The organism is Candidatus Omnitrophota bacterium (assembly GCA_028716165.1).
GTDB lineage: Bacteria > Omnitrophota > Gorgyraeia > JABMRG01 > JABMRG01 > JAQUQI01.
On record JAQUQI010000012.1, the window covers coordinates 21,209 to 48,100 of the forward strand.

The following is a 26,892-nucleotide window of genomic DNA, read 5'->3' on the forward strand; positions in this document are numbered from 1 at the left end:
TTAAAATTCTATTTTATTCCTTATTATGTCAATGTCTTTATCGCCTCTGCCGGACAGGCAAAGGACGCATACGTCCCTTGATCTCATCTTTAATTTTCTTAAGTAGGCGACGGCATGCGCGCTCTCAAGGGCCGGTATAATGCCTTCTGTCTCGGATAAAAACCGCATACCTTCAACAGCCTCTCTGTCATTAACAGATACATAGCCCGCCCTGCGGATTTTTTTATAAAAAGAATGTTCAGGGCCCACGCCGGGATAATCAAGGCCGGCCGATACCGAATGAGCTATCTTGATCTGGCCAAAGTCATCTTGCAATAAATAACTCTTTGAACCATGCAATACGCCAATACTGCCTCTTGAAAGCGTGGCGGCATGCTTTTTAGTGTTGACGCCCATGCCGCCTGCCTCAACACCAATAAACCTTGCCCTTGAATTAAAAAACGGATAAAAAAGCCCCATGGAATTTGAGCCGCCTCCGACACAAGCAATCAGGTAATCCGGCTCCTTTTCGCCTATCTGCTTAAGCTGGCCCTTGAGCTCATTGCCGATAACCGACTGGAAATCCCTTACCATCATTGGATATGGATGAGGCCCTACAACCGAACCGATAATATAATGCGTGTATCCGGAGCTTGCCACCCAATCACGCATTGCCTCATTGGTGGCATCCTTAAGCGTCATACTGCCGCTTAAAACAGGTATAACATTAGCCCCCAGAAGCTTCATCCTGATTACATTTAAGGCCTGCCTGTCTATGTCCTCCTGGCCCATATAAACATCGCATTTGAAATTAAAAAGCGCGGCAACTGTCGCGGTCGCCACACCGTGCTGTCCGGCGCCTGTTTCCGCTATAAGCCTGCGTTTTTTCATCCTTTTGGCCAATAGCGCCTGGCCCATTGTATTGTTTATCTTATGCGATCCCGTATGGCAGAGGTCTTCTCTTTTTAAGTATATCCTGCCTTTGCCGCAGGCCTTGCTAAGATTTTTGGCAAAATATAAAGGCGTGGGCCTTCCCGCGTATTGCCTCAAGTAATATTCAAAATCCGATTTAAAATGCTTATCCTTTTTGGCTTTGGCATATTCCGCCCCAAGCGCCTCTATAGCCGATACAAGCGTTTCCGGCACATAACGGCCCCCGAACGGGCCAAAATATCCTCTGCTGTCAGGCAGCATGTTCTTCTCTTTCATGTTAATGCTATTTTAGATTATATATTATATCAGCAAAAATCTTAGTTGTATCCACCAAACTTTTTACATAGATAAATTCATTATCGCAATGGGCGGTATGCGCCCCGTAAACCGAATAACCCAAACAGGGCACCCCTTTTCTAATCAAAAATCTTATGTCCGTAGCGCCGGCCATAAGAACGCACCTGGCCTTTTTCTTAAGTACCCGGTTAATAGAGCTTTTAAATTCTTTAAAAAGCGCGTTCTTTTCATCAGAAACAACAGAATCTTCCTCGCTAAGCATAGTGATCCTAAATTTAAACTGTTTGTCTTTCTTCGCCAGGGTTTTAAAAACACCCGTTATTTCATCTTTGACATCATCAAGATTTTCTTCAGGCAAAAACCTGCGGTCTATCATAAAACTGCATGAGTCGCAAACAATGTTTGCCTTTGCCCCGCCGGCTATTTCTCCGCCCAGGACCATGGTGGAATACCTATTTCTGGCGTCCTTTACCTTATAACGGGTTTTCCTGGACGATATTTTTTTATTCAACTGCCGTAAGGTTTTGACGGCATCGGCCATTTTTTCAAAGGCATTTATCCCGTTATAGGGTTCACTGCTATGGCATGCCCGTCCGATTATATCTATTTTAAACCAGGCCAGGCCCTTATTGCCATAGGATATGAATTCGTTATTATACCCTTCGGATATGGCATAATCAGGAGCTACAATACCTTTATCAACAAGATAGCCAAAACCTGTCCTTCCGCCTATTTCCTCATCAGGGGTAAAAGAAAGCTCAATATTGCATCCGGGGCCAATACCGCATTGCTTAAGGGCTTTTATCGCAAATAATACTGCGGCGATATTTGACTTCATGTCCTCGCTTCCGCGGCCGTAAATTTTATTATTTTTAATAACAGCCTTAAACGGGTCACTCGCCCATGATGAACCGGCAGGAACTACATCATAATGGCCGTTTATATGTAATGTTTTCTTAGCGCCCGCGTCCCAAAAGGCTATGAGGTTTATCCTCTTTGAGCCGCCTGATATATTATATTTTTTTAAACGGGCGGCAGGGACCTCATATCTTGATGTCCTAAGGCCAAGACTGCGGCAATACTGCTCAATGAAGTCAACCATTTTTTCATAATTAACACCCGGAGGGTTAAAGGTCGGTATCTCTATAAGCCGGCTCGTAAGCTTTATAAGCTCGGCCTTTTCCTTTTTTATATAAGCAAAATACATGCTATTTCCTTTTCATTGCCAAGTCAGGTTAAACAGCTCCTGGCATTTTGAATAAACAAGCGTATCAAACCATGGTCTTTCTTACCCGCGGACTTTTCAACCCCGCTTGATACGTCCACGCAAAAGGGTTTCACCAAATTGACCACGCGCTTTACATTTTGAGGATTAAGGCCCCCGGCGATAAATAACGGTATGCCAAAACGCTTTGCCGAAACGGCAAGGCCTAAGTCAAAGCCTTTGCCTGTGCCGCCTTTGGCTTTATCACTATAACCGTCAAGAAGGGCAAAATCCATAGCGGTATAGTCTTTTATCGCGCCTATGGAATTTTCATCTTTAATCCGGAATGCCTTGATAATACGCCTGGGCGCAAAAGAAGCGCAAAATCCCGGGGTTTCGCGGCCGTGTAACTGCAGGGCGTCAACCCTGCCCAGCTCTTCAATGACCCGCAGGATAAATTTCTCTTTTTGATCGGCAAAGAGAGCCACTATTTTTATCTTCGGCGAAAGCCTCTCTATTATCCGCGCCGCAATCCCGGGTTTTATCATCCGCGGGCTTTCGGCAAACACAAATCCGATAAAATTCGCGCCGCAGGCCTGGGCACAAAGCGCGTCTTCTAAATTTGTTATGCCGCAAATCTTTACCTTGGTCACAGGTATCAACCGTCCTATTTACCCGTTAATTCCTTAAGCTTTTGACCCACATCATCGGAGTCCATAAGCGCCTCTCCCACAAGCACGGCATGGACGCCTATGCTTTTTAAAAACATTATGTCCGAGCGCGACCGTATACCGCTTTCGCTGACAATAATCTTGCCCGGCGGTATTAAGCCTATCAAGTTCTGCGTGGTATCAAGGCTAAGCTTGAAGGTATCTAAATCCCTGTTATTAATACCGATAATGTCCTGCCTGGCGCTCACGGCCTTTTCAACCTCGGATTCGCTGTGCGCCTCACACAGGACATCCATGCCTAAAGACCTGGCAACAGATGAAAACCTCACTATCTCTTCTCTGGACAATAAATCGGTGATCAATAATATCGCGTCAGCGCCGCCTATAGCCGATTCATACACCTGGTATTCATCTATTATAAAATCTTTTCTCAAAACCGGCAGGCTCGTAACAGACTTTACCTCATTAATATATTCAAGCCTGCCTTTAAAAAACTGTTCATCGGTAAGAACGGATATGGCCGCGGCGCCGTTTATCTGATATTGGACCGCTATCGCCCTTGGGTTAAAATCCTGCCGTATAATACCTCTTGACGGCGAGGCTTGTTTTATTTCCGCGATTACCGCCACGTCCTTACAGCGGGCGATTGCCGATTTAAAATTCCTTGTTTTAATGTTCTTTCTTAGGCTACGGTGCTTGAGATATTCAAATGACGTAGTTTTTTTAGCCTGCTCAATATAAAGCCTCTTTGCCTTTATTATCTCTGATAATATCATAAACGGGCAAAGTCCTTTAATTGCCTTAGTTTATCCATAGCCCTTCCCGAATCAATAGATTGGGCGGCGGCACTGACAGCCTTTCTGACGTCCTTTTGGGCCCTTGCCGCGACAAGGGCATAGGCAGCGTTAAGCAAAACTATATCACGCCTCGGCCCGCGGGCGCCGCTTAAAACAGAAAGTATTATTTTGGCATTCTGGCCCGCGTCTCCGCCTTCAATAGATTTAAGCCTGGCCCTTTTCATGCCAAACTGTTCCGGTTCTATCATATATGTCCTGACCTTGCCCGAATTGAGTTCAGAGACCTGCGTGGGCCCTGTTATTGATATCTCATCAAGGGTATCAAGCCCGTGGACAACAAAAGCCCTTTTTGACCCAAGCTTGCATAGGACATTGGCAATTATACGGGTCAAGCTTCTGTCGTATACGCCCAATAATTGGCATGTAGCGCCGGCAGGATTGCATAAAGGCCCCAGGAGATTAAAAATCGTCCTTATGCCTATGGCCTTTCTTACAGGCAAGGCGTGCTTCATCGCCCGGTGGAACACCGGAGCATACATAAAGCCTATGCCTATCCTGCGTATGCATTCTTTTACCTGCGCGGGTTTGAGATCCAGCCTTATACCTAATTTGTCAAGGACATCGGCTGAACCGCAGGCGCTTGAGGCAGAGCGGTTGCCGTGCTTGGCTACCTTGATGCCGCAGGCAGAAACCACAAATGCCGATGTCGTTGATATGTTGAAGGTGTTTGTGCCTGTTCCTCCAGTGCCGCATGTATCAAGCACAGTCTCTTCTTCAACATTAATCTCATCCCTATCCATGTCAACGCATGAACGAACATCTATTTTTACCGCGAACTTTCTCATAACCCTGGCGGCCGCGGTTATCTCATCAACCGTTTCACCCTTTATGCGTAAAGCGGTCAAGAAAGCCGCTACCTGGGCAGGCTGCGCTGAAGCCGACATTATCATGGAAAAAATTTTCCCCATCCGCGCGCAAGACAGGTCTTTTCCTTCCGTAAGACTTATTATCGCCTCTTTCATCATAAAACCGCCTGACTCCTTATTAGCTTACATGCCGATAAAATTTTTAAGCAGGCGTTTGCCGTCCGTAGTAAGTATTGATTCCGGATGAAACTGCACGCCCCATACGGGATATTGCCTGTGTTTAACGGCCATTATTTCTTTTTGCCTTGTCTGGGCAATGATCTCAAGGCATTGCGGCAGGTTTTCCCTTTTTACGATAAGAGAATGGTATCTTGTAGCCTGGAACGGGCTCTTTATATTTTTGAATATTGATTTTTTGTTATGATATACAAGCGAAGTTTTTCCGTGCATTAACCTCTTCGCCCGGACAATACTGGCTCCAAATACCTCGCCAACGCATTGATGCCCCAGGCAGACTCCAAGGATAGGAAGATCGGCTTTAAAATCGTTTATTACCGATTTGGATATTCCGGCATCATCGGGCCTGCCCGGGCCCGGAGATATTACAATATGGCTGGGCCTAAGCTTGCGTATTCCATTAGGCGTTATTTCATCATTTCTAAAAACCTTTACCCCTAAACCTAATTCTCCAAAATATTGGACAAGATTATAGGTAAAAGAATCATAATTGTCTATGAGTACTATCATGCGGCACCCCTTGGGGTAAACGTTATTTTTTACGGCTTATGTATTAGCCATTGATATAGCCTTAAACATGGCCTTAGCCTTATTAACAGTCTCCTGGTATTCTTTTTCCGGAATAGAATCAGCAACAATACCGGCCCCGACTTGAACATAGGCCTTTGAGCCCTGAAGCAAAATAGTCCGTATTGTAATGCAAACATCAAGATTTCCGGAAAACGAAAGATAGCCGACACAGCCGGCATAAGGGCCTCTCTTTGCCCCTTCAAGCTCATTAATAATCTGCATGGCGCGTATTTTTGGCGCGCCCGTCACCGTGCCTGCCGGAAATGAAGCCCTTAAAAGCCGTGTCATATCGGCGGGCGGCAATAATACGCCCGAGCAGTCGCTTACTATATGCATTACATGGGAATATTTTTCAATTACCATAAAATCATTTACCCGCACACTGCCCGGCCGGCATACGCGGCCTAAATCATTCCTGCCCAGGTCAACAAGCATAAGGTGTTCGGCATTCTCTTTCTTGTCACGCAACAGGCTTTTTTCAAATTCGGCATCCTGCTTTTCATCCCTGCCCCTGGGCCGTGTCCCGGCTATAGGCCGCACCCGCGCGATGGCGTTTTCTTTGCGCACCATTATCTCCGGGGATGAACCTATAAGCTTGAAGTCCTTAAAAGACAGATAGAACATATAAGGCGACGGATTAATAGACCTCAATGCCCTATAAAGGTTTATAGGATTTTTGTCGTACTCGGCCTGAAACCTCTGCGATAACACAACCTGTATGATATCTCCTGAACGTATATATTCTTTTGCCTTTAATACGCTCTTTTTAAAATCAGACTTTGATATATTTGAGCTGATTTCTGCCGCGGGAGCGGGTTTGTCCATAGAGCTAAAATTATTCTTAAAAGGCGCGCGCAATCTGCGCGCCAAAACTTCTATCTTTGAAACCGATTTATCATAAAAATCCGAAGCCGGAGCCTTAGAAGATGCCGGAATAAAGGCGTTGGAGACGATTTTTATCGTATGCCTTATATGGTCAAACACGAGCAGTGTATCGGTAAGCATAAGCCTAAGGTCAGGGACATGAAGATCATCCTTGCGCGGTAAGGGTAATTTTTCTATAAACCTGACAATATCATATCCGATATAACCTACAAGGCCTCCGCAAAATCTCGGCAGGCCCTTGACCTCAACAAAGCTAAATTGTTTCATAAACCCGGCTATCTCATCAAGAGGATTAGAGCTTTTGATAATAGTGGTTCCATTTTTTTTCTTTATCCTGACCGTGCCGCCTTTCGCCTCAATAACCGCGGCAGGATCACTGCTTAAAAAAGAATACCTGCTTATCTTTTCCGCGCCTTCAACAGATTCAAGCAGAAAAGAATGCCTCTTATCGTCTATTTTCATAAACGCCGAAAGCGGAGTATCAAAATCGGCAAAGATCTCCTTATAAACGGGAATGACATTTCCCTTGCTTGATAATTTTATGAATTCTTTCTTATCAGGATAATACACTTAATACACCTTTTTTGGGTCAAAGACCCTCTTTTCCGTAAAGCACAACCGCGCGCCCCTTGCCTTCCTGTAAAAACAACTCATATGCCCCGTATGGCACGCCCCGCCTGTTTGTTCTACTTTTATAAGCAAGCAGTCCATGTCGCAGTCAGGCATAATTGACCTGACCTTCTGGATATGGCCTGAAGATTCCCCTTTGAACCAAAGTTTTTTTCTTGAGCGGCTGTAATAATGGCACTTTTTTGTCTTTAAGGTTTTTAAAAGCGCCTGCCTATTCATATATGCCAGCATCAGCACCTGGCCTGTAGTATTGTCCTGTGTTATAACAGGGATCAATCCATCCTTAAATTTCAACCTGCCTGTCCAATTCATAGCCTTACACTCACTCCTTTTTCGCTCAAATACCGTTTAGCCTGCATAATGGTAAATTCCTTGAAATGAAAAATGCTTGCCGCCAATACCGCGTCAGCTTTGCCCTTTGCCAGGGCCTCGTATAAATGTTGGAGCTTTCCGGCACCGCCTGAAGCTATAACGGGTATGCTCACCGCTTCGGAAACCGACCTTGTAAGATCAATATCATAACCGTTTTTCATGCCGTCGCAATCCATGCTCGTAAGAAGAATTTCTCCCGCGCCCATTTTCTGGACATCTCTGGCCCACTGAAGAACGTCTTTTCGCGCCGGCGTTCTTCCTCCATGCGTATACACCTGCCAGCCGCCTCCGTCTCTTTTGGCGTCAATAGCGACAACAATGCACTGACTGCCAAAGCGCTTTGCCGCGCGCGTGACAAAGTCAGGCTCTTTTACGGCCATGGTGTTTATTGATACCTTATCGGCGCCCGCCTTTAAAAGCCTTTCTATGGTATCAAGGTCATTTATGCCGCCGCCAACAGTCAATGGCATAAAAACATCCCTTGCCGTGCGCCGGACCACATCAATAATAATAGGCCTCTGTTCGTAACTGGCGGTTATGTCAAGAAAAACGATCTCATCAGCGCCTTCTTTATCATATGCTAAGGCAATTTCAGCCGGATCACCGGCGTCTTTTAAGCCCACAAATTTCACACCCTTTACAACCCGGCCGTCTTTTACGTCAAGGCAGGGTATGATCCTTTTAGTCAGCATTTTTATCTTCCTCTGCTAATCTGACGGCCTGGGCCAGGTCAAGCCTCGCCTCATAAACAGCCTTGCCGGTAATTACGCCTCGTAAATTTGCCTGATAATGAGAGAACTCTATAAGCATCTTAATATCATCAAGGCATGAAACTCCTCCGGCAAGGATAACATCAGAGGGCGCGGCCGATTGGACCAGGCCGCTAAACCAGCCTTTGTCCATACCCTGTAATGTTCCGTCAGCCTTTATGTTTGTAAAGATTATAGTCATTGCTCCCATAGCGGCCATCTCCCTGCCGAGCTCAAAAGGAGTCTTTGAAACTCCTTCAACCCAGCCTGAAGCCATCACATCCGGGCCGAGAGAATCAATGCTTATGGCAATACGCCTGCCATATTCACGAATAATACCTTCCGTAAAGCTTAAATCAAGAGCGGCCTTGGTGCCGAGGATAACCCTTGATACACCCATATCAAGGAGCCTGGCAATATCATCACGGCTTCTTATCCCGCCGCCAAATTGCAGGGGCAGGTTGATATCTTTATCGTCTAGTATAGATTTTACAACAGCAAGGTTAATCGGCCGGCCTTCCCGGGCGCCGTCTAAATCCACAATATGGATCATCCCTGCTCCCGCAAGCTTGAAACTTCTGGCTGTCTTTACAGGATCGCTTGAATAATACGTGCGCCTTTTATAATCACCTTGCGTCAGCCTCACAACCTGACCGCTTATTATATCAATAGCCGGTATTATCAGCATTTCACAATCTCACAAAATTCTCAATTATTTTTAAACCTTGCCCCTGGCTTTTTTCAGGGTGAAATTGCACGGCGTATATATTTTCTTTACATACCATTGAACAAAATTTTCCGCCGTAATCCGTAAATCCGGCGCAAAATCTGCCGTCTTCGGGCACGGCATAATATGAATGCACAAAATACATATAGGCATTATTGGGTACGCCTTTAAACAAAGGGCATTCGGCCAATCCCGGGCCGCTTACCCTGTTCCAGCCCATATGCGGTATTTTCAACCCGAAAGAAGGGGTAAACGGCAGGACATCACCTTTTATTATATCAAGGCCAGGGTGATTACCGCCCTCGCAGCTTCTTGTAAAAAGAAGCTGCATACCCAGGCATATACCCAGAAAAGGCCTTCCTGAAGCGGCAAATTTCAGAATATTTGACCGCTGGCCTCTGGCCTCTATTTCACGCAAGGCATCCTCAAAAGCGCCTACGCCCGGCAGTATAAGCTTGTCCGCCTTGATTATATCATCAGGGTCACTGCTTATTAAAACATCCCGTGTATAACGCCAAACCGCGTTGACGACAGAGGCAAGATTACCCATACCGTAATCAATGACAATGACCATTAGTCTATTATCCCTTTTGTGGAGGGTATGCCTTTTTTACGCGCGTCTATCTGGGTCGCCTGATCTAACGCCACGCCCAGCGCCTTAAACACAGGCTCTAATGTCGCGTGCAGATCCCGCGCCATCGGTTCAATGCTTATAATAAGGTTAACGCCCATGTGGCCGGCAAAACTCTCAAAAAAATGATCAGCGTCTTTAAGCGAATAGCCTCTTTCATCCTCCGGACAAGGGCCCGCGCCGGCATTTTCTTTGCGCTCGTATAATCCCCTTCCGCTGATATCAACAGTAACATTAGCCAGGACTTTTTCCATGGGAACAGAAGCAAAACCAAACCTGCGTATACCCTTCATGTCTAAAAGGGCTTTTTTAAAGGCCTTGCCTAATTCAATGCCTATGTCCTCATTGGTGTGGTGCATATCAATATGCAAGTCCCCCTTCGCCTTGATCTCCAGATCAAATAACCCATGAAAGGCAAAGAGCTCAAGCATGTGATCCAGAAGGCCGATGCCTGTGCTGATAGAAGCCTTGCCAACACCGTCTATATTTAAACTACCGGTGATATTTGTTTCCGTGGTATTACGGTTTAATAAAGCTGTTCTTTTTTTCATAAGTATACGCTCCTGTCAATTGACATTGATCCGGTACCGGCTATCCGTTCTTACCGCCATTATGGCGCAGTATCAGAATCCGCGCGCGCATAAAACAATATATGGTATCTAAAAAAAATCTTGTCAGGCATCAGGCAAATCTTTTCTGTATGGATTCTATATGCCTGTTCAGGCCTTCAAGCGAGGCTATCTTTTCTATATCAGGTTTAACGAGTTCAAGGGCTTTTTTTGAATAAGAGACTACATGGATACCCTTGATAAAGTCCCATATGCTAAGACCTGAAAAAAACTTAGCGCTGCCGCCTGTAGGCAAGACGTGGCTGGGCCCTGCTATGTAATCGCTTAAAGCAGTGGGGGAATATTCCCCCAACAAGACACAGCCGGCATTAGTGACAAGCTTGAGAAGCTTGGCCGGGTCTTTTACCATAAGCTGTAGATGCTCCGGCGCTATTCTGTTTGAGATCTCGGCCGCCTGCTTTAAATTTTTCACGGCAATTATATAACCCTTGGACTGCTGCTGCCTCATGAGATTGACGAGTTTTTTTGATTTTGTTATCAGTATAGACATCCCCATAAAATGTTCTGCCTGGGCCGCCATGTCCGCGGCGATATGTTCAGGGCAGGCGCTGTCATCGGCGATTATCACAACCTCGCTGGGGCCGGCAAGCATATCAATATCAACATAACCGAATACCTGCCTCTTCGCCTCACTGACATAAAGATTACCCGGGCCTACTATCTTATCCACCTTTGGTATGGTTTTGGTGCCAAAGGCAAGTGCCGCGATAGCCTGGGCGCCGCCTACCTTATAAACTTCATTTACTCCTAACAAATTTGCCATTACAAGTATAAACGGATGCACGCTGGCATGCTGGTTCGGCGGAGTAACAATAACTATCCTTTTGACCCCGGCTATCCTGGCAGGAATAACCGTCATATAAACAGTGGATATAAGAGGCGCTGTGCCTGCCGGTATATATATGCCTACATTTTCAAGCGGCGTAATCTTTTCGCCGAGCATTATTCCGTCCTGATGCTTGATCTTCCAGGATTTTTTAATCTGCCTTTTATAGAACTGGTTGATGTTTTCAATAGCGACCTTAAAACTGCTCACCAAGGCGGGGTCCATATCCTGATAGGCGCCATTCGTCTCGCCCGGGCCGACCTTAAGCTGTCGGGAATTAAGCTTAACGCCGTCAAAACGCTTCGTATACTTGACGAGAGAATCGTCTCCGCCGAGCCTGACATCCTCTATGATGTTCGCGACCTTTCTGCGCACATTTTGCCTGATATCAAGGCCCCTGCCGTATATTTTTAAAAGCTCTTTGCTGTTAGGCTTTAAAACCCTCATACTGTTTCCCCTAATTGTTTAGCAAGCACCTCTTTCGCTCTGGATAGAAGCATACCGGCATCTTTCAAGCCTTTAACCCCTCCCTGGGCCGCTTCCTGCCTGCCGCCGCCTGAACCTGAAAAAGAAACCAATATTGTATTAAGAATGTTTGAGGCATCAAATCCTTTTGCCGCGAGGTCTTTGCTTATACAAAGATATACCGGTATCTTCAAATCATCCGGCGCGGCAAGAAATATAATATAGCCTTTCTCAAGCCTGTTTCTTATTATATCAGAAATCCTTTTTAAAGCATCCATATTGCGGCCATTCAGGCACTTAATAATAACTCTGATACCCTTCATCTCTTCGGCAGATTCAATAATAAGATCAACTTCGCCTTCGGATTTTTTCAACATGTCTTTTTCAAGCTTTTTTTTCTCTTGCTTATCCTGAAACGCCTTCTGCTGTACGGCCAGGCCGCGAGCCTGGTCTTCCTGCCACCGCATGGCATACTGCGCGGTCACAGCTTCTATCCTCCTTATGCCTGAAGCGGCAGAGCCTTCTTTTACTATCCTGAACAAGGCGATATCGGAAGTATTGCCAAGATGCGTGCCCGCGCAAAACTCAAGGCTTGCATTCCCTGCCTTAACTACTCTTACTTTTTGGCCATATTTATCGCCAAAAAAAGCCAATGCGCCAGTGGCCCTGGCCTGTTCAATCGTCATCTCTTCAACCGCCACAGCGTTTGCGCCGTTAATGTATTCATTGACCATGGCCTCCGCTTTTTGTAATTCGCCGGGCGTCATGGCCTTGAAATGAGTAAAATCAAACCTTAACCTGTCGGCATCCACCATAGACCCTTGCTGCTGGACGTGAGAACCAAGCACACAACGCAAAGCGGCCTGCAGTAAATGTGTCGCCGTATGATTTCTGGCAATATCCATACGCCTTTCAACATTGACTTCAGATTCAACAATATCAGCCCGGCTTACACGGCCGGACAGGACCTTTATATCAAGGACGATATAACCTTGTACTTTTCTGGCAAAAAAAACTTCGGCTTCAAAAGCCTTTGAAAAAAGCCTGCCTTTATCAGGCTCCTGGCCTCCCTGTTGAGGATAAAAAACCGATTGGTCTAATATGACCTGCGCCTTAGATAAACTGCTGTCGGCAGAATGAATCTCGTCGCCGTCGGGCGACATAATACGCAAGACCTTAGCCTTTGAGCGGCATTTATCATAACCGATAAATTCTGTTTTTTCCTTTATACCAGTGTCTAAAAAAACCGAACTGCTGATATTGCTGTGCTGTCTGGACTGCTCTCTTTGGACGCGCATTAAGCCGTTGAAGGCGTCCTCATCAACGCTAAAGCCCCGGCCATGGCAAAGCTGTTTGGTAACCGCGAAAGGCAGGCCATGGGTATCAAACAGGCGAAAAGCATCTTCGCCCGAAAGCATTGCCCTGCCGGATTCTTGCGCCTCTTTTATCATGGCATCCAGGACCGATCTGCCTTTTTTTAATGTGCTAAAAAATTTTTCCTCCTCAAGCCTCACGATGCCGGCAATATCCTGGTGTTTTTTTGACAACTCAGGATAGGGCTCTTGCATGACCTTTGAAACGGAATAAATAAGTTTATATAAAACAGGCTCCTTCGCGCCTAATTCAATAGCGTGCAATAAAGCCCTGCGCAGTATATTTCTTATAACATAACCTCTATCTTCATTAGAAGGCGTTATCCCGTCCGCAATGGCAAAAACCGCCGCGCGCGCGTGATCGGCAACAGCATGTATCCTGGAAACACTGCCTCCTGCGGGCGCTATATCAAGCTCTTTTTTTATCGCTTCTATGATGGGAACAAACAGGTCTGTTTCAAAATTATTTTTTACGCCCTGCATCACCGCGCAGAGGCGCTCCAGGCCCATGCCTGTGTCAATGTTTTTATTAGGCAAAGGCTCCAATAAACCTGAATCCTTTCTGTTATATTGGGTAAACACTAAATTCCATATCTCCACAAAACGCCCGCAAGAGCATGCGGGGGTGCAATCAGGCCTGCCGCAGCCGGAACGCGGGCCATAATCATAATAAATTTCCGAACAGGGCCCGCAGGGGCCGTTAGGCCCTTTATCTTTGGCCTCTGAAGGCCAGAAATTATCTTTCTGACCGAGCTTGACAATCCGCTCGCCGGGAATCTTAATCATATCCTGCCATATAAAATAAGACTCTTCATCTTCTTCGTAAACAGAGGCCCAGAGACTGGCCGGATCAAGGCGTAAATTAACCGTAAGAAATTCCCATGCCCAGGCAATGGCCTCTTTTTTAAAGTAATCCCCGAAAGAAAAATTGCCAAGCATCTCAAAAAAACTATGATGATAACAGGTCCTGCCCACATTATCAAGGTCGGCGGTACGCATACATTTTTGACAACTTGCGGCACGGGTAAAATCCTTTACATTACCCATGAACTCGTTTTTAAACTGCGTCATGCCCGCGCTTGTAAAAAGCAGGCTTGGGTCTCCGGCAGGGACAAGGGAATCGCTGGGGACTATCCTGTGCCCTTTGCCCTTAAAAAAATCCAAGTATTCACCGCGTATCCGGGTATGCTTCATTTATAACCTCAAAAACAATACTGTTTGAAAAACCGCGCCTCATAAGATAAGAATACAGGCGCCTTTTTGCTTTACCGGCATCTATACCTTTAAAACTAGCCATTCTATTCGCCGAAAGTTTAAGCGCTATCTCCATTTCGCTAAACTCCTGCTTAAGGCCTACAGCCGTATTGTCAATTAGCTGCCTGTCAACCCCCTTCAACAAAAGCTCTCTTTTAATTTTACGAAAACTATGCCCCTGGCCCTGGAGCCTTGACCGTGTCCATAGCATAGAAAATTTTTTATCGTCTATCAGAGATTTTTCCTTAAAATCCGCGACAAGGCTGTTTATCACATGCGCGGGAAAACCCTTTTTCTTAAGCTTTTGCCTGATCTCCGCTTCGGTGCGAGGCCGATAATTCAGAAGGCTTACAGCATAAAGCCTTGCCCTGTCAAAAACATCTATCTTCATCGGGCTGTAAAAATCACTCCTTTGCCGAAAAATACGGTAATCCTGTTATCCTATCCTTAAAAAACTCTCAACCGGTACACAAGGGCGTGCCGCGGATAACGCGGCGAGGCTTCCATAAAAATGCCGGTATCGCCATGGTAAGCGTGTCCGGTAAAGAACTCTGCTTGATATTCGTCCAGGCTTTCTTATCAGGATTTTGCGGCCGATTCCCTGACTCTCTTTTCTATCTCGGAAACAATTTTGGGATTTTCTTTTAAATACAGGCGCGCGCTTTCCCGGCCCTGGCCTATCTTTGTGTCGTTAAAAGAAAACCATGCGCCCTGCTTTTTTATAATATCAAAAGACACGCCCACATCCAAAAGGCTTGCCTCTTTTGATATGCCTTCGGTGTATATAATATCAAACTCGGCGCTTCTAAAAGGAGCGGCTACTTTGTTCTTAACAACCTTGGCCTTTACAAGGCTTCCGGTAACTACATCACCCGTCTTGATATATTCTTTCCTCCGGACATCTATCCTAACCGAGGCATAGAACTTCAATGCCCTGCCCCCGGGTGTTGTCTCCGGGTTCCCAAACATAACGCCTATCTTTTCCCTTATCTGATTGATAAATATAACACAGGTCTTTGATTTATTAATAGCGCCCGACAATTTACGCAAGGCCTGGCTCATCAATCTTGCCTGTAAGCCCACCTGCGCCTGGCCCATGGCGCCTTCTATCTCCGCGCGGGGAACAAGAGCGGCAACAGAATCAATGACTATCACGTCTACGGCATTGGAACGGACAAGCGTTTCGGTAATTTCAAGCGCCTGCTCACCGTCATCCGGCTGTGATATGAGAAGGTCGTCAAGGTTAACGCCGATCTTTGAGGCATAACTTGAGTCAAAGGCGTTTTCAGCGTCAATAAATGCCGCGACACCCGCTCTTTTCTGGACCTGCGCTATAATACTTAAGGTAAGTGTTGTCTTGCCGCTTGATTCAGGGCCGAATATTTCTATCACCCTTCCTCTGGGCACCCCGCCCACGCCAAGGGCTATGTCAAGAGATACGGCTCCGGTAGGTATAACCTGGACTGCCGCTTTAATGTTTTTATCAAGCTTCATAATAGAACCCTTGCCAAATTGCTTTTCAATCTGTGATACCGCAAGCTCAAGGGCTTTAGCCCGCTCTTTTTCAGTGTTTTGACTGCCTTCTTCAGCGGGCGCTTGAGCACTTTTCTGCTTCTCTACCTTCACCATAAAAGCCTCCTTTTATATACAATAAATATTAGTCTAAATTATACCCTTTCCGATTAACCTTGTAAAGAAAAATTACTCTTCGGCTTCACGATGTGTCAAAGGGACATATAATTTTTACCTCTGCCATAGGCCTCCAATTTTTTAGCGCAATGGATTCTGCTATATATGACGCATATTTAGGCTGTTTTCTTTCAAAAGCCGGTAAAGCTTTTTTGCCCGCGAAAAAAGGAAAAACTGTTTCTAATACCATTACTTTTTAAGAATATTTTAAAAAAATTCTAAAAAATACGCAATATGTGATATAATAAACAGTTATGAAAGCGGAAATAATAAGCATAGGCACGGAGTTACTGCTTGGCCAGTCTATAGATACCAATTCGGCGTATATTTCAAGGGAATTGGCCCGCATAGGCATAGACGTATATTACCACACTACGGTAGGTGATAATAATACCAGGCTCTATGAAACAATAAAAACCGCGATGAAAAGATCAGACATAGTCATAACTACAGGCGGATTGGGGCCTACCATTGATGACGTAACTCTTGACGCGGCGGCCAGAATATCGGACAGGAGTCTTATTCTCAACGCAAATATACTTTGCCTTATAAAAAAACATTTCTCCGCAAGGCATATAAAAATGCCGAAAATCAATATCCGCCAGGCCTATATACCCAAAGGCGCTGTATGGCTTAAAAATAATTCCGGCACCGCGCCGGGATTGATAATCAAAAAATATAAAAAAACCCTGATCTGTCTTCCCGGGCCTGATTCTGAAATGATACCCATGTTAGAAAAAAAAGTCCTGATGTTTTTAAAAAAAATCTCGCCTTTTCGCGGCGTTATATTAACAAGGACAATAAAAACAACAGGCTTAAGCGAGTCTCAAGTGCACCAAAAAGTCAAAGGTTTTTTAAAACTATCAGGCCATACCACTATGGGTATATACGTCAAACCCGGACAGGTTGAGCTCAAGATAACCTCAAAGGCGGAAAACGCCATTATTGCAAATAAGCATATTGACGCGATAGAACAAAAACTGCGTAAAAGGCTGGGTAATTTGATATGCGGCATTGATCATCAAGGCCTTGAAGAAACAGTATTACGCCTGCTCAAATCAAGGACTATAGCGGTAGCCGAATCGTGCACCGGCGGACTCATAAGCGACAGGATAACCAATGTCCCCGGAGCGTCCAAAAACCTTATCCTCTCTGTTGTCGCTTATTCAAACGAATCAAAGATTAATTTGCTTAGAGTCTCCGCTGTTATATTAAACCGCTACGGGGCCGTAAGCGCCCAAACAGCCAGGGCTATGGCAAAAAACATAAGAATCATTTCAGGCGCGGACATAGGCCTTTCCGTAACCGGTATAGCCGGGCCGGGCGGCGGAAAAGGCGCCAAGCCGGTAGGCCTTGTGTATACGGCCATTTCCGATAAAGAAAAAACGTATTCAAAAAGGCACTTTTTCATCGGCTCAAGAAAACACATCAAATTCCGTTACAGCCAGGCGGCTCTTGACATGGCGAGGACTCATATCATTCAATGCGCGGATTCATAGCGATATGATTAACGGAAAAAATAAAAGCGTCATTATCGTCCCTGCAGTGCAGGCTTATGCGCTATGACGCAGACATAAAATGGGTCAAGCCCTGCCATATGCATATCAGCATAAAATTTTTAGGCAATATAAACGATTATACCGTCAACCGCCTAAAAAACGCTGTTTTAAAAATTACAGAATCCTGCCCTGTTATTAAAATTAACATATCGGGCGTTGGAATTCTTTCCGATTCACTTCAACCGCGCGTAATCCGGGCTGGCGTAGATAATCCCCCAAAAGAATTGGCGAACCTATACCGGCACATAAGCTGTGCCTGTGAAAATGAAGGCCTTCCCGTAGACAAGAGGCCTTTTTTACCTCATATAAGCCTTGGCAGGATAAGAAAGCACGGGATAAGCCCGGAGTTGGCCAAAGCAATAGAGAATGAATCGGGTTTTACAGCGGAAGAAAAAATAACCGTAAAAAAAATAGGCCTTTTTTCAAGCCTGCTTACGCAGGCCGGGCCCCAATACTTACTGCTGGAAGAATTCCGGCTTGCTGGAGCCGGTAAACCAGCAAGACCAATAATATAGCGTATAAAGCGGCCGCGATATCGTCAAGCATAACAGCCTTTGGGCCTGATATTTTTTCTATTCTTTTTATGGGGGGCGGTTTTATTATGTCAAAAAACCTGAAAAATAAAAAACCGCATGCCAGGAGCAGGTAATCCCCCTTCGTGAACATGCACACCAATGACATTGATGCCGCCTCATCTATGACTATCTTTTCTGAATCCTTTTTCTGAAACAATACCTGCGCCCTGCCTGAAAAGGCAAAACCCGACAAAAATAAAAAAAATACGAACGGCAGGTACACAAACGGGCTCATACGCAAATAATAATAAATTATGACCGATAGCAAACTGGCCGCTGTCCCGCTTGCCGCTGGAAAATAACCTGTGAAAAAAAAGCTCGCGATAAGTTTTATGATAAAATTCAACGAAACAATCTCCTGTTTTTAGAGATATACGAAGCGCCCGATATAAGCGTCAAAGTAACGGCAACAAGCATAAGGAAAAAAATCAAAAAGCATGACACGCTTTCGGCCTTTTGCGTCCAGAAACCGATTTTTATGGCGTGCTCTTTTATCAATAAATAAACGAGAATAAAAAATACGGCCACTATCTGCGAGACCGTTTTATGCTTTCCGGCGCGCGAAGCAGACACGATACTGCCTTTGATGATACCCAGTATCCTTAGCCCCAATATAATAAATTCACGAAATATAATGATAAGGACCATCCATGCCGGCACGATCCCCATCTCTACAAAAGCTAAAAATGCCGCCAGTATCAATACCTTGTCCGCAATGGGGTCCATAAACTTGCCGAAATCAGATACCAGGCCCCTTCTCTTGGCGATCATTCCGTCAAGGTAGTCGGTAAAAGAAGCCAGGGCAAAGACCGCTATTGCCATGGCCTTTCCATAATGCCATTTGGTAAATAAAAAAAACATGAACACAAATGTAAGCCCTATGCGTGACAATGTCAGCTTATTCGGTAAATTCATTTTCGCGCCCTTGCATTATTTTTTACCGTTTCGCTTAAAAAACCGCGTTTCCGGTTATGTCATATTCAAGCGTATCGTTTATATCAACCTGGACAAACTGCCCCGGCCTAAGTAAGACCTTTGATTTAATATACACCATTCCGTCAACCTCGGGGGCGTCATACTCCGAACGGCCTTCATAGTTTGTGGCATCAATCTGTCTTTCCACAAGCACCTCAATGCGCCTGCCCAGGAAACGCTTATTGACCGATTCAGAAACCACCTGTTGCAGTTTCATGATCCTGTCAAAACGATCTGTCTTTACCGGACGGCTTATATGCCCTTTGAACCCAAACGCCGGGGTATTCTCCTCTTTTGAATAGACAAAAGCCCCGAGCCTTTCAAACTGCGTATCTCTTATAAAATCAAGCAGCTGCCTGAAATCCGATTCAGTCTCCGACGGAAAACCGGTAATGACCGATGTCCTTATGGCCGCCTGCGGTATTCTGCGCCTTATTTTTTTTATCAGGGCCTCTATCTGGGCGCGCGACGTGCGCCTGTTCATGGCAGAGAGGATTTTATCGCTTATGTGCTGAATCGGAAGGTCAATATATTTACAAATACAAGGCTGATCCGCGATGATATCTATAAGCTCATCGCTAAAACGGCCTGGATGAGTATACAAAAGCCTTATCCAGTGGGCCTTATTAAGCTTGCATATCTTTTCAAGCAGACGGACAAGAGAAGGCTTTTTATATTTGTCTATACCATATGATGTGCTGTCTTGCGCTATGATATTCAACTCACCTATAGCCCCTCGTGACGCCAGAACGCCTATTTCGGATAAGACGGAAGCCATGGGCCTGCTCCTGATGTCGCCTCGTATCTTATATATGGCGCAATAACTGCAGCGGTTGCGGCAGCCTTCAGCGATCTTAATATACGCGTAATGGGCAGGGGTCATAAGAACGCGGCATGCATTATCGGGATATGCCGTATCGGGAGGGTTTATTTCCAGATAACGCCGGCCCTTCGCGGCCGCTTTAAGGGCCCTGGCCACCGTGTTAAAACCGTCCACCCCAAGAATAGCGTCTACTTCGGTTATATCAGAGCTGACCTGTCTGCCGTATCGCTGGCCGAGACATCCGCACACAATTACTTTTTTAACACTGCCTTCTTTTTTCAGCTCTACCGCCTTTAATATGGTCTCTATTGCCTCCTTCTTTGATTCTTCTATAAAAGCGCATGTATTTATAATGACAATATCGCTGCCTTGAGCTTCTTCGGCAATCCCGAAACCCAGGGCCTTAAGCCTGCCCGCCAAAAGCTCGGAGTCAACAAGATTTCGCGCACAACCTAAACTTATTATGCTTGCTTTCATATCAAATAAAAAATCGGAATTATATTCCGATGTTTGAAAGATTTATAATAGCGGCTGATAAAGGCTACCCGCGTATTCCGCTTCTGTCAATAATAATACCCTTTTTAACGCCCCTGCCAAGGCTTCCCATATCATGGCCATTAAGGGTAAGCTCCATAGCAAAAGCATTACCTGTCCAGAGTTCAAAATGATCATCAGCCTGCCACTGCTTAAGAGTCCCATTTTTCAATATCCCTTTGAATACAATTTCCCCGTCTCTTTTTACTTCAGCCCACACATCATCATTCAATTTAATCACGAGACAAAGCTTTTCATTCTTGGGAATAGAGATCACATTCTCCTTGAGGGCCGCCGCTTCCGGCTGCCTGGAGGAAACCGGCAAAGACGCTTTAGCGGGCGGCGGAGCCTGGCGTTTTACAGCCAGCTTTAACTGGCGTGTAGACTTAAAACGCGCAAAAGAGGCCTTTACAAAACCCGCTGTTTTGAATATAAACATCGCGGCAAATATAATAAAAACTATATATAAAAGTCGGCTGAAGACAAGCCTTGTTTGTATCCTTCCGGTGCCGGCCCGGGCGCGCGGACGGGCAGTGCCGGCGTTTACGTTCTGCGCACAGTTAGGGGATGCCTGGCAGAGCGCGTTAGAATACTGCTCTAATATGGCTTTGTCATCAAGGCCTAAATATAAAGCATATTTTTTTAAAAAACTTTTAATATACAGCGGATTAGCCTTGAGGATCATGGCATCATCTTCAAGGGTTAAAAGCGTATCAGGGGATATCTTGGTCTTAAGATAAACATCGTTTATCGTAAGCTGGGCCTGCTGTCTGGCTTTTTTGAACTGGCTGGCTATTGTCGTCATTTATTATACCGCGTCCCCGGGCCGGTCATTTTCCTGGCCGGCAAGTTTGCCTGAAACACCCAGATATTGTTTTCTGTCAACAAGGATATCGCGCGGTTTTGACCCGCAATAAGGGCCTATCAGACCGTCTTCTTCCATGCTATCAATAAGGCGTGCCGCGCGCGTATAGCTAAGACGCAGGCGCCTCTGCAATATAGATACCGATGCCTGTCCTGATTCCATCACGAGCTTTACCGCGTCGTCAAAAAGGTCGTCTTTTGCCGAACTTATGCCAAGGCCTTTTTTGCCCTGTTCCTTGATAATATTTTCCTCATAATCCGCTTCTCTCTGCCCGGATATAAAATTAATAACACGTTCAATCTCCTTATCAGAGACAAGACTTGACTGCGCCCTTACAGGTTTTGCCGCTCCGGGTTCCATGAACAACATATCGCCTCTGCCCAAAAGCTTGTCCGCGCCGTTCATATCAAGCACTGTGCGGGAGTCCACTTTTGACGCGACCTTAAAGGATATCCTTGCAGGAAAATTCGCCTTTATCACGCCTGTTATAACGTCCACGGACGGCCTCTGTGTGGCCAGGATAATATGTATGCCTACCGCGCGCGATAACTGGGCCAGACGGGCTATAGCGCTTTCTATTTCATTGGAAGCGACCGCCATCAAATCGGCGAGCTCATCTATCACTAAGACGATATAATACATAAAAGAAGGCACGTCGGGATAGTCCTTAAGCCCGCCCTCTTTCGCCTTTTGATTAAACATGGCTATATTACGGCATGATACCTTGGCAAGCAATTGATAACGCGATTCCATCTCATGGACCAGCCAGGCCAGGGCGCCGGACACCTTCTTGGCATTAGTCAAAACAGGGCATATGAGATGGGGCAGTTTATTGAACATCGCCATCTCAACCATTTTTGGATCAACAAGTATCAGCTTAAGCTCGTCCGGGGAGGCGTTAAATAACATACTAAGCACTATACTGTTAACGCAAACAGTCTTACCAGCGCCCGTAGTGCCGGCGATAAGAAGATGAGGCATCTTAGCAAGATCGCAGACAACAGGCAGGCCTGCCGTATCCTTGCCAAGAGCCAGCATAAGCTTTGATTGGGATTCCTGAAATTCCCTGGAGGCCAGGACCTCTTTTAGAAAAACCAATGAAGCGGTCGTGTTCGGCACCTCTATGCCGACCCTGGATTTTCCGGGTATAGGAGCTATGATCCTTACCGACTGCGCTTTCATTGCAAGCGCTATATCATCATTTAAAGCCGTTATCCTGTTTACCTTAACGCCGGGTGAAGGTTCAAGCTCATATCTGGTTATAACAGGGCCTTTCTCAACCTGGGCAACCTTTACGTCTATGCCAAAATCCCTAAGCGTGTCTTCAAGTATTGCTGACGACGCTGTCAGGTCTTCTTTTATCTGCCTTTCTTCCACGGGAGGAGGCGAATCAAGCAGATCCATGGTGGGAAGATTATATTCGCCGGCCGCTGTCTTGGGTTTAGCCCCAAGGCCGTCTTTATCTTTATCGTGCGCCTTAGCAGTTATATGTTTCCTGTCTATTTTGATGTCCGGAACCGTCACCGCAAGACGGGTTTTTAACTCGGGCCGGGGAGACTCTACCCTCGCTTCAGTAATAATCGGGGCTGTTTTCTCCGCAGTTTTTGGAACAAACCCTTTTATGGCAGGCCTCTTAACAAACCTTGGGGCAGTAGGCCTATTATTCGCCGCTGCAGGCCTTAACTGCCTCTTTGCGTCAGAAATTTCTTTCCGGCGTTGATACGCGCATTTAAGCTTGTCTATAAGGATAACGGTAAATGGTATAATGAGCAATTCCGTTGCCAGAAGAACGGCAAGGATTATAAGCGTTGATACGATAACATAAGAACCGACCACTCCAAAATATTTCTCAAGCATTAAGGACAGCATCATTCCGGAAAATCCGCCTGCCTGCATCCTGGATGTGTTTTCACCGTTAAACAACAAAGACATGAAGGCGCTGGAAGCTAAAAAGAGAACGGCAGTGCCTGAAAATTTTACAAGCGAACGCTGGGGTTGTTGAGATGTAAACCTGTCTATAGCCCAAATAAGGCACAATGCGGGTATCACGTAAGAACTGTATCCTATCAGAAAAAACAAACCGGCTCCGATATAAGCTCCGATAATACCTATGAAATTATTTATACGCAGGTTTGGGGTGGAGGCAAAAAACTCTATATCCGCAGGGTCAAACGATACAAGGCTTACAAAGACAAGTACTCCTACGGCCAGGTATGCAAATCCAACGATCTCATTAATGCGCTGTTGAGTCATTTTCAATAATCACCTTATGGCTATAGCCGCTGTTCCCAGTATAAAGCAATATACGGCAAACCATTTCAGCTTCCCGGTAATAACGGCTTTTTTTACCGCGTAGATTGACCCAAGCCCGAACAAAAAAGAAAAAAATAATCCTAAACCCATTTGCGGTAAAGAAGCCGATGAAACATCCCAATCGGGAAACTTTAAAATCAACGCCCCAAGGACAGCCGGGATTGAAGCCAAAAAAGAAAACCTTACCGCTGATTCTTTGTTAACCTTCAAAAATAACCCGCACGATATCGTAGCGCCGCTTCTGGATATACCGGGTATAATGGCTATGCCTTGCGCGATACCGATAATAAATGACTTTACTGGGCCGGGAGCCTTTAAAGGCCCGTCTTGGCGCCGGCTTTTTGACGCTATATGCGCCAGGCTAAGGAAAACAGCAGTCACATAAAGCATTATACCAATTAATTTCACGTTTGCGAATATTGATTCAAAAACGTCTTTAAAAAAAATACCTATTGCGGCCGTGGGCAGGCACGCTATAAAAACCGATAAAATATACCCCCTCTGCTTCGTCAGGATTTCAGCTATATCCCGCCGGAAATAGACAATGACCGCAAAAAGACTGCCTACATGCAAAACAATATCAAAGATGATATCCGGCTGGGCATAACCAAAACATCTATGCAGAATAGCCAGATGGCCGGACGAGCTGACCGGAAGGAATTCCGTCAACCCCTGTATGATACCCGAAACTATGGCATGAATATACGACATAAATCAAAAACCGTAATATAAGTTCCTAACGCATATAAAACGCGAAGCGCGCCCTTAGGCTCAAACCCCCGTATGGCCAAAACCGCCGTGCGAACGCATGGTATCATCAAGGTCGTCAACAACAGACATATCAGCCCTTACCACCCTGTGAACAACAAGCTGGGCTATGCGGTCAGCCCTTTTTACCACAAAGGGCTGTTGGCCGTGATTTATCAATATAATCCCCACAAGCCCTCTGTAATCACTGTCTATGGTGCCGGGGCTGTTTACTATACCGATGCCGTGTTTTAGCGCAAGCCCGCTGCGGGGACGCACCTGAACTTCAAAACCTTCCGGGATACTCATATAAAAACCCGCCGACACAAGCCTTATCTCTTTCGGCTGGATGGTAACACTGCCGTCAACATCCGCGTATACATCCATACCGCTTGCGCCTGTACTCATATAGCATGGGGTCGGCAGGTCCTGACAGCCCTGTTTCTTTTTAATTTTTATAACCGTCTTATCCATGCCCGGCATATCTCCGACATAAAATAAAGTCTATTAAGGCCGGTTTTAAGCATTCTTACCGGATTTTGGCATGGCTTTTTTCCTTGAGAGATTAAGCCTGCCCTGTTCGTCTATCTCAACAAGCTTTACTGTTATCTCATCCCCCAATTTAACAATACTTTCCACGTTTTTTACGTATTCGTCGGAAAGTTCCGAGACATGGCAAAGGCCTTCTTTGCCGGGTAATATCTCGCAAAAAGCCCCAAAGTTCATTATCCTCTTTACAGTTGCCTTGTATATCTTGCCCACTTCCGGCTCTTCAACTATTTTGGCGATAATATCCATCGCTTTTTTAAGCGCCTCCGGGTCATTTGAAGCCACATTGATGGTCCCGTCGTCATCAACATTTATATCAACACCCGTATCAGCAATGATCTTTTTGATCACTTTGCCGCCCGGGCCTATCACATCTTTTATCTTGTCCGTGCTTATCTTGATAGTCTCTATCCTGGGGGCATATTGCGACAGGCTTGATTTCGGAACCGATATGGCTTTATTCATATTGTCCAGTATCTTAATCCTGGCTTTTTTAGCGGCATCTATGGCGTCTTTGACGATATCCATGGTAATGCCTGATTTCAATTTTACGTCAACCTGAAGGGCCGTTATGCCCTTGGACGTTCCAGCCACCTTAAAATCCATATCGCCGTAATGGTCCTCAAGCCCGGCTATATCCGTCAAAACAACGTAATTATCGCCTTCCTTGACAACGCCTATGGCTATGCCTGCCACAGCTCTTATTATTGGAACGCCGGCGTCCATTAGGGCAAGGGAGCCCGCGCAGACTGTCGCCATACTGGACGAACCGTTGCTTTCAAGAACATCCGAGACAATGCGGACAGTATAAGGAAATTGCTCTTTTGAGGGTATAACAGGTTTAAGGGCCCTTTCGGCCAAGGCGCCATGGCCTACTTCTCTTCTGCCAACACCCCTTACGGGCTTGGCTTCTCCAACGCTGAATGGAGGAAAATTGTAATGGAGCATAAACGTTTTTTTCCAATCGCCTTCAAGCGCCTCTATGGACTGCTCGTCAGAGCCTGTCCCAAGCGTTACTACCGAAAGGGATTGGGTCTGGCCTCTGGTAAACAAAGACGAACCGTGAGTGCGGGGAAGAACGCCCACCTCTGACTCTATGTTTCGTATACCATCAAAGCTTCTCTTGTCCACTCTTTTTTTCTGTAGTAATATCATATCGCGGACAATCTTTTTTTCTATGTCATTAAGCGCTGTCATAATGTCCGCGGCGTTAATCTCGCCGCCTTCGGTCACAAGCTGGCCTATAATCTCCTTGGACAGCGCCCCCATCATTTCTATCCTCTCTTCTTTGACCGGAACGGAATTAATCTGCGCTATCCTGCTTGAGGCCATATTTTTTAACTTTTCAATAAGCGAGGCTTCGGGGACTTTTATACTCGCTGTCAGTTCTTTCTTTTTAAGCCCCTTGGCAAGCTCATTCTGCAAGGCTATGCATTTTTGGCACTGCGCAAAACCCAAGTCAATGGCTTTTAAAAAAACATCCTCGGGCACTTCTTTGGAGCCTGATTCTATCATCAGGATGCCTTCTTTTCCGGCGCAAACCACAATATCAATATCAGATTCGCATAGTTCCGCGTATGTGGGGTTTACCACAAAATCCCCTTCAACGCGGGCAATCCTTACAGCGCCAAACGGCCCAAGATAGGGTATGCCTGATAATTGCACGGCACTTGAAGCGCCTATAACAGATAATATATCGGGATCATTTTCGCCGTCGCTTGATACGACCATAGCCATGATCTGGACCTCATTAGACATGCCTTCAGGGAATAACGGCCTTATAGGCCTGTCTATCAGGCGTGCTGTCAATATTTCGCGCTCCGTGGGGCGGCCCTCTCTTTTAAAATATCCTCCGGGTATCCTGCCGGCGGCATATGTCCTTTCCCGGTAATCAACCATCAGAGGGAAAAAATCGGTGTCCTCTTTTGCCTGCCTTGACATAACAGCGGTGACAAGAACAACCGTGTCTCCGCATGAAACCGTAACTGCTCCGTCGGCCTGTTTGGCAAGCCTGCCTGTTTCAATAATAATCTCCTTATTGCCTATTACAGCTTTTGCGCTCGTCTTCATCCTGTCTCCTGACTTTAAAGTTGCGTAATGTTTATCCTGTCCGTAAAAAAATAACAGACAACGCCGTTGTTAACCGCCTTTATAACAAACACTCCCCT

Annotated in this window: 26 protein-coding genes; 2 read left to right on the top strand and 24 right to left on the bottom strand. The window is 45.8% G+C overall.

Going from position 1 to position 26,892, the window contains the following annotated elements; all coding sequences use genetic code 11:
* The 16 genes from trpB to recA form a co-directional block, all read right to left on the bottom strand.
* On the bottom strand, window positions 1-1,188 hold the full coding sequence (gene trpB / locus PHV77_06150) for a tryptophan synthase subunit beta (GenBank protein MDD5504867.1): 1,188 nt from the start codon (window positions 1,186-1,188) through the stop codon (window positions 1-3).
* 7 nt (window positions 1,189-1,195) lie between these two features.
* Window positions 1,196-2,416, bottom strand: coding sequence for a M20 family metallopeptidase (locus PHV77_06155; GenBank protein MDD5504868.1), 1,221 nt, complete (start codon window positions 2,414-2,416; stop codon window positions 1,196-1,198).
* A gap of 23 nt (window positions 2,417-2,439) precedes the next feature.
* The gene (locus PHV77_06160) at window positions 2,440-3,066 is read right to left on the bottom strand and encodes a phosphoribosylanthranilate isomerase (GenBank protein MDD5504869.1); all 627 of its coding nucleotides are present in this window, start codon (window positions 3,064-3,066) and stop codon (window positions 2,440-2,442) included.
* Window positions 3,067-3,080: 14 nt separating this feature from the next.
* A complete protein-coding gene (gene trpC / locus PHV77_06165; protein MDD5504870.1) occupies window positions 3,081-3,860 on the bottom strand; it encodes an indole-3-glycerol phosphate synthase TrpC in 780 nt (259 codons plus the stop codon).
* Window positions 3,857-4,906, bottom strand: a complete 1,050-nt coding sequence (gene trpD, locus PHV77_06170) for an anthranilate phosphoribosyltransferase (protein ID MDD5504871.1) — start codon at window positions 4,904-4,906, stop codon at window positions 3,857-3,859. Before trpD ends, trpC begins: the two co-directional genes overlap by 4 nt.
* Before the next feature lie 24 nt (window positions 4,907-4,930).
* Window positions 4,931-5,494 carry an aminodeoxychorismate/anthranilate synthase component II gene (locus tag PHV77_06175; protein MDD5504872.1) on the bottom strand — a complete coding sequence of 188 codons (564 nt, stop codon included), beginning with the start codon at window positions 5,492-5,494 and terminating at the stop codon, window positions 4,931-4,933.
* Between the two features lie 36 nt (window positions 5,495-5,530).
* On the bottom strand, window positions 5,531-7,009 hold the full coding sequence (gene trpE, locus PHV77_06180) for an anthranilate synthase component I (protein ID MDD5504873.1): 1,479 nt from the start codon (window positions 7,007-7,009) through the stop codon (window positions 5,531-5,533).
* Window positions 7,010-7,381 (bottom strand): phosphoribosyl-AMP cyclohydrolase, encoded by a 372-nt coding sequence (gene hisI / locus PHV77_06185; protein MDD5504874.1) that lies wholly within the window; start codon window positions 7,379-7,381, stop codon window positions 7,010-7,012. It abuts the gene before it with no gap.
* Window positions 7,378-8,133 carry an imidazole glycerol phosphate synthase subunit HisF gene (gene hisF, locus PHV77_06190; GenBank protein ID MDD5504875.1) on the bottom strand — a complete coding sequence of 252 codons (756 nt, stop codon included), beginning with the start codon at window positions 8,131-8,133 and terminating at the stop codon, window positions 7,378-7,380. Before hisF ends, hisI begins: the two co-directional genes overlap by 4 nt.
* The gene (locus tag PHV77_06195; protein MDD5504876.1) at window positions 8,123-8,878 is read right to left on the bottom strand and encodes a HisA/HisF-related TIM barrel protein; all 756 of its coding nucleotides are present in this window, start codon (window positions 8,876-8,878) and stop codon (window positions 8,123-8,125) included. The genes hisF and PHV77_06195 overlap by 11 nt, the downstream gene beginning before the upstream one ends.
* Window position 8,879: 1 nt before the next feature.
* Window positions 8,880-9,491 (bottom strand): imidazole glycerol phosphate synthase subunit HisH, encoded by a 612-nt coding sequence (gene hisH / locus PHV77_06200; GenBank protein ID MDD5504877.1) that lies wholly within the window; start codon window positions 9,489-9,491, stop codon window positions 8,880-8,882.
* Window positions 9,491-10,099: an imidazoleglycerol-phosphate dehydratase gene (locus tag PHV77_06205; protein MDD5504878.1), complete on the bottom strand. Its 609-nt coding sequence runs from the start codon at window positions 10,097-10,099 to the stop codon at window positions 9,491-9,493. Before PHV77_06205 ends, hisH begins: the two co-directional genes overlap by 1 nt.
* A gap of 130 nt (window positions 10,100-10,229) precedes the next feature.
* On the bottom strand, window positions 10,230-11,450 hold the full coding sequence (gene hisD / locus PHV77_06210) for a histidinol dehydrogenase (protein MDD5504879.1): 1,221 nt from the start codon (window positions 11,448-11,450) through the stop codon (window positions 10,230-10,232).
* Window positions 11,447-14,035 carry an alanine--tRNA ligase gene (gene alaS / locus PHV77_06215; GenBank protein MDD5504880.1) on the bottom strand — a complete coding sequence of 863 codons (2,589 nt, stop codon included), beginning with the start codon at window positions 14,033-14,035 and terminating at the stop codon, window positions 11,447-11,449. Before alaS ends, hisD begins: the two co-directional genes overlap by 4 nt.
* Window positions 14,010-14,486: a regulatory protein RecX gene (locus PHV77_06220; protein ID MDD5504881.1), complete on the bottom strand. Its 477-nt coding sequence runs from the start codon at window positions 14,484-14,486 to the stop codon at window positions 14,010-14,012. The genes alaS and PHV77_06220 overlap by 26 nt, the downstream gene beginning before the upstream one ends.
* 188 nt (window positions 14,487-14,674) lie before the next feature.
* On the bottom strand, window positions 14,675-15,724 hold the full coding sequence (gene recA, locus PHV77_06225; GenBank protein MDD5504882.1) for a recombinase RecA: 1,050 nt from the start codon (window positions 15,722-15,724) through the stop codon (window positions 14,675-14,677).
* A 314-nt stretch (window positions 15,725-16,038) separates the two neighbouring features.
* Here recA and PHV77_06230 point away from each other — a divergent pair, with 314 nt between their 5' ends.
* Together PHV77_06230 and thpR are read left to right on the top strand one after the other, a co-directional pair.
* Window positions 16,039-17,283: a competence/damage-inducible protein A gene (locus PHV77_06230; GenBank protein ID MDD5504883.1), complete on the top strand. Its 1,245-nt coding sequence runs from the start codon at window positions 16,039-16,041 to the stop codon at window positions 17,281-17,283.
* Window positions 17,284-17,303: 20 nt separating this feature from the next.
* Window positions 17,304-17,858, top strand: coding sequence for an RNA 2',3'-cyclic phosphodiesterase (gene thpR, locus PHV77_06235; GenBank protein MDD5504884.1), 555 nt, complete (start codon window positions 17,304-17,306; stop codon window positions 17,856-17,858).
* Here the strand turns inward: thpR and PHV77_06240 are convergent.
* From PHV77_06240 to pnp, 8 genes are all read right to left on the bottom strand, one after another.
* Window positions 17,776-18,264: a phosphatidylglycerophosphatase A gene (locus tag PHV77_06240; GenBank protein MDD5504885.1), complete on the bottom strand. Its 489-nt coding sequence runs from the start codon at window positions 18,262-18,264 to the stop codon at window positions 17,776-17,778. The two genes, thpR and PHV77_06240, sit on opposite strands and share 83 nt — an antisense overlap.
* The gene (gene pgsA / locus PHV77_06245) at window positions 18,261-18,833 is read right to left on the bottom strand and encodes a CDP-diacylglycerol--glycerol-3-phosphate 3-phosphatidyltransferase (GenBank protein ID MDD5504886.1); all 573 of its coding nucleotides are present in this window, start codon (window positions 18,831-18,833) and stop codon (window positions 18,261-18,263) included. Before pgsA ends, PHV77_06240 begins: the two co-directional genes overlap by 4 nt.
* A gap of 34 nt (window positions 18,834-18,867) precedes the next feature.
* On the bottom strand, window positions 18,868-20,193 hold the full coding sequence (rimO, locus tag PHV77_06250; GenBank protein MDD5504887.1) for a 30S ribosomal protein S12 methylthiotransferase RimO: 1,326 nt from the start codon (window positions 20,191-20,193) through the stop codon (window positions 18,868-18,870).
* A gap of 64 nt (window positions 20,194-20,257) precedes the next feature.
* On the bottom strand, window positions 20,258-21,055 hold the full coding sequence (locus PHV77_06255; GenBank protein ID MDD5504888.1) for a DUF4115 domain-containing protein: 798 nt from the start codon (window positions 21,053-21,055) through the stop codon (window positions 20,258-20,260).
* Window positions 21,056-21,058: 3 nt separating this feature from the next.
* Window positions 21,059-23,368, bottom strand: a complete 2,310-nt coding sequence (locus PHV77_06260; protein ID MDD5504889.1) for a DNA translocase FtsK — start codon at window positions 23,366-23,368, stop codon at window positions 21,059-21,061.
* Window positions 23,369-23,377: 9 nt separating this feature from the next.
* Window positions 23,378-24,139, bottom strand: a complete 762-nt coding sequence (locus tag PHV77_06265; GenBank protein MDD5504890.1) for an undecaprenyl-diphosphate phosphatase — start codon at window positions 24,137-24,139, stop codon at window positions 23,378-23,380.
* Between the two features lie 60 nt (window positions 24,140-24,199).
* Window positions 24,200-24,649, bottom strand: coding sequence for a dUTP diphosphatase (gene dut / locus PHV77_06270; GenBank protein ID MDD5504891.1), 450 nt, complete (start codon window positions 24,647-24,649; stop codon window positions 24,200-24,202).
* Between the two features lie 45 nt (window positions 24,650-24,694).
* Window positions 24,695-26,794: a polyribonucleotide nucleotidyltransferase gene (gene pnp / locus PHV77_06275; protein MDD5504892.1), complete on the bottom strand. Its 2,100-nt coding sequence runs from the start codon at window positions 26,792-26,794 to the stop codon at window positions 24,695-24,697.
* Window positions 26,795-26,892: the final 98 nt, after the last annotated feature.

Coding starts and splice junctions, on each gene's coding strand:
- hisF (MDD5504875.1), bottom strand. CDS start 8,133: ATGCTGACTAAAAGGATCATACCCTGCCTTGACGTAAAAGACGGCCGG.
- PHV77_06155 (MDD5504868.1), bottom strand. CDS start 2,416: ATGTATTTTGCTTATATAAAAAAGGAAAAGGCCGAGCTTATAAAGCTT.
- PHV77_06195 (MDD5504876.1), bottom strand. CDS start 8,878: ATGCTGATAATACCGGCTATTGATATAATAAGCGGTCAGGTTGTGAGG.
- pgsA (MDD5504886.1), bottom strand. CDS start 18,833: ATGAATTTACCGAATAAGCTGACATTGTCACGCATAGGGCTTACATTT.
- PHV77_06260 (MDD5504889.1), bottom strand. CDS start 23,368: ATGACTCAACAGCGCATTAATGAGATCGTTGGATTTGCATACCTGGCC.
- hisI (MDD5504874.1), bottom strand. CDS start 7,381: ATGAATTGGACAGGCAGGTTGAAATTTAAGGATGGATTGATCCCTGTT.
- PHV77_06255 (MDD5504888.1), bottom strand. CDS start 21,055: ATGACGACAATAGCCAGCCAGTTCAAAAAAGCCAGACAGCAGGCCCAG.
- trpC (MDD5504870.1), bottom strand. CDS start 3,860: ATGATATTATCAGAGATAATAAAGGCAAAGAGGCTTTATATTGAGCAG.
- PHV77_06230 (MDD5504883.1), top strand. CDS start 16,039: ATGAAAGCGGAAATAATAAGCATAGGCACGGAGTTACTGCTTGGCCAG.
- alaS (MDD5504880.1), bottom strand. CDS start 14,035: ATGAAGCATACCCGGATACGCGGTGAATACTTGGATTTTTTTAAGGGC.
- trpB (MDD5504867.1), bottom strand. CDS start 1,188: ATGAAAGAGAAGAACATGCTGCCTGACAGCAGAGGATATTTTGGCCCG.
- PHV77_06205 (MDD5504878.1), bottom strand. CDS start 10,099: ATGAAAAAAAGAACAGCTTTATTAAACCGTAATACCACGGAAACAAAT.
- trpD (MDD5504871.1), bottom strand. CDS start 4,906: ATGATGAAAGAGGCGATAATAAGTCTTACGGAAGGAAAAGACCTGTCT.
- PHV77_06220 (MDD5504881.1), bottom strand. CDS start 14,486: ATGAAGATAGATGTTTTTGACAGGGCAAGGCTTTATGCTGTAAGCCTT.
- hisD (MDD5504879.1), bottom strand. CDS start 11,450: ATGAGGGTTTTAAAGCCTAACAGCAAAGAGCTTTTAAAAATATACGGC.
- dut (MDD5504891.1), bottom strand. CDS start 24,649: ATGGATAAGACGGTTATAAAAATTAAAAAGAAACAGGGCTGTCAGGAC.
- rimO (MDD5504887.1), bottom strand. CDS start 20,193: ATGAAAGCAAGCATAATAAGTTTAGGTTGTGCGCGAAATCTTGTTGAC.
- PHV77_06175 (MDD5504872.1), bottom strand. CDS start 5,494: ATGATAGTACTCATAGACAATTATGATTCTTTTACCTATAATCTTGTC.
- hisH (MDD5504877.1), bottom strand. CDS start 9,491: ATGGTCATTGTCATTGATTACGGTATGGGTAATCTTGCCTCTGTCGTC.
- pnp (MDD5504892.1), bottom strand. CDS start 26,794: ATGAAGACGAGCGCAAAAGCTGTAATAGGCAATAAGGAGATTATTATT.
- PHV77_06265 (MDD5504890.1), bottom strand. CDS start 24,139: ATGTCGTATATTCATGCCATAGTTTCGGGTATCATACAGGGGTTGACG.
- recA (MDD5504882.1), bottom strand. CDS start 15,724: ATGGTGAAGGTAGAGAAGCAGAAAAGTGCTCAAGCGCCCGCTGAAGAA.